At 50.6% G+C, this 1,673-nt stretch carries 3 protein-coding genes; 1 reads left to right on the plus strand and 2 read right to left on the minus strand.

Annotated features, from left to right (window positions below):
* On the plus strand, positions 1 to 897 hold an 897-nt coding region (locus WH5701_RS16085), incomplete at its 5' end, for an OB-fold nucleic acid binding domain-containing protein (protein WP_232201739.1).
* A gap of 176 nt (positions 898 to 1,073) precedes the next feature.
* On the opposite strand, the gene WH5701_RS16090 is transcribed toward WH5701_RS16085, so the two are convergent.
* Positions 1,074 to 1,487 carry a PAM68 family protein gene (locus tag WH5701_RS16090; RefSeq protein ID WP_006169771.1) on the minus strand — a complete coding sequence of 138 codons (414 nt, stop codon included), beginning with the start codon at positions 1,485 to 1,487 and terminating at the stop codon, positions 1,074 to 1,076.
* Positions 1,488 to 1,499: 12 nt separating this feature from the next.
* Positions 1,500 to 1,673: 30S ribosomal protein S15 (gene rpsO, locus WH5701_RS00255; RefSeq protein WP_006169772.1), on the minus strand; the 174-nt coding region annotated here is incomplete at its 5' end.

The raw sequence follows: 1,673 nt of genomic DNA on the forward strand, positions 1-1,673 counted from the left end.
GTTTTGAATCGCCGTGGCTTGGAATCCTTAATCCATTGCGGAGCAATGGATGCCATGGATCCGAATGCCAACCGAGCGCAGTTAATGGCAGATCTCGATCTGCTTTTGGATTGGGCCTCCTCTCGAGCAAAGGATCGAGATAGTGGTCAGGGAAATCTGTTCGACCTCATGGCTGCCCCAGCGGAGGACGATGGTCCGACGGATCTCAGCATGGCGCCGAAAGCGGCGCCTGTTCCGGACTATCCCCCCTCTGAAAAGCTCAGACTGGAGAAAGATCTTGTTGGTTTTTATCTTTCAGATCATCCGCTTAAACAGCTCACTCCTTCATCGCGTTTGTTGGCACCCATTGGCTTGGGTTCCTTGGAGGAGCAGCCGGATAAAGCCAAGGTCAGCGCGATCACGATGATCACTGAATTGCGTCAAGTCACGACGCGAAAAGGCGATCGGATGGCCATTTTGCAACTTGAAGATCTCACCGGTAGTTGTGAAGCGGTTGTGTTTCCCAAAAGTTATGCCCGCTTGGCCGACCATCTGATGGCAGAAGCTCGCTTGCTCGTGTGGGCTGGCGTCGATCGACGCGATGAACGTGTTCAGTTGATCATTGACGACTGTCGTGCCATTGATGACCTCAAATTGCTCCTTGTTCAGATTCCCTCTGATCAAGCTAATGACATCGCTGTTCAACATAAATTACGTGAATGTTTGACGCAATATCGTCCTGAGCGCGATGAGCTCGGCGTGAAAGTTCCAGTGGTGGCTGAGGTTTGTCTCGGAGACTCGGTTCGTTATGTTCGGCTTGGTGCACAATTCTGTGTGCGAGATCCAGTTGCTGCCGTGCAAGCATTGAATGATCAATCGTTTACAGCGCGTTGTAGTGATCGGCTTGTGCTGGGTTGATGTATAGCGCTGATTGCTAGACCTGGCTCAACAGAAATATTGGCGAATAGATGTTAACTTTAAGCTTTTATGGCCTATTGTTATCAGTTATTGCATTGATTTCATAAGGTAATTAATTTGTTTAAGGATTTTTGTATGCTGGGGAAGGGATTTTATTGTCCACAGATTTCTTTGTTTTATTGATCTTTTCCGTTTCCCTTTGACTGCTTTTGCGCCCGAATCGATTCACGCATGCGTTGAACATTTGGCTTGAAATTCTCGAATCCCAAAAGAGATCCAGGTTCCTTGTCCCAGCTGGCCGTTAGGACCCCGACGCTCAGGCCAACGAGGCCAAGAACAAAGAAAAAACCCGATCCAACCAACGTTGCACCAGGTGGTATCTCTGCAATATCTCGTGTCACAACGAAGTAGCTGGCAACAAAAACCCCCATGCCCGCAAGGGACGGAAGTCCTGTAAAAATCGCGACGCGACGGGCCATCCGGTCTGCGACATAACGGGGAATGGCTTCTTGCTTCACCCCAGCAGGTTCTTTTGCCGCTTTCCCTGAGCCTTTTGGCTCAAAGGGAAGCGGGCTGCGTTGCTCAGCCATGAGGGATCCCGATCAGCCGCGGATGCCCAGCTTGGAGATGGTCTCGCTGTAGCGCTGCTCGCTCTTGCTGCGCATGTAATTGAGAAGGCGCTTGCGGCGTCCAATCATCTTCAGTAGTCCCTGACGGGAAGAGAAGTCGTGGATGTTGTTCTGAAGATGGCTGCTGAGGCGATTAATGCGCTCACT

Origin of the sequence: Synechococcus sp. WH 5701 (assembly GCF_000153045.1) — a bacterium.
Taxonomy (GTDB): Bacteria; Cyanobacteriota; Cyanobacteriia; order PCC-6307; family Cyanobiaceae; genus Regnicoccus_A; species Regnicoccus_A antarcticus.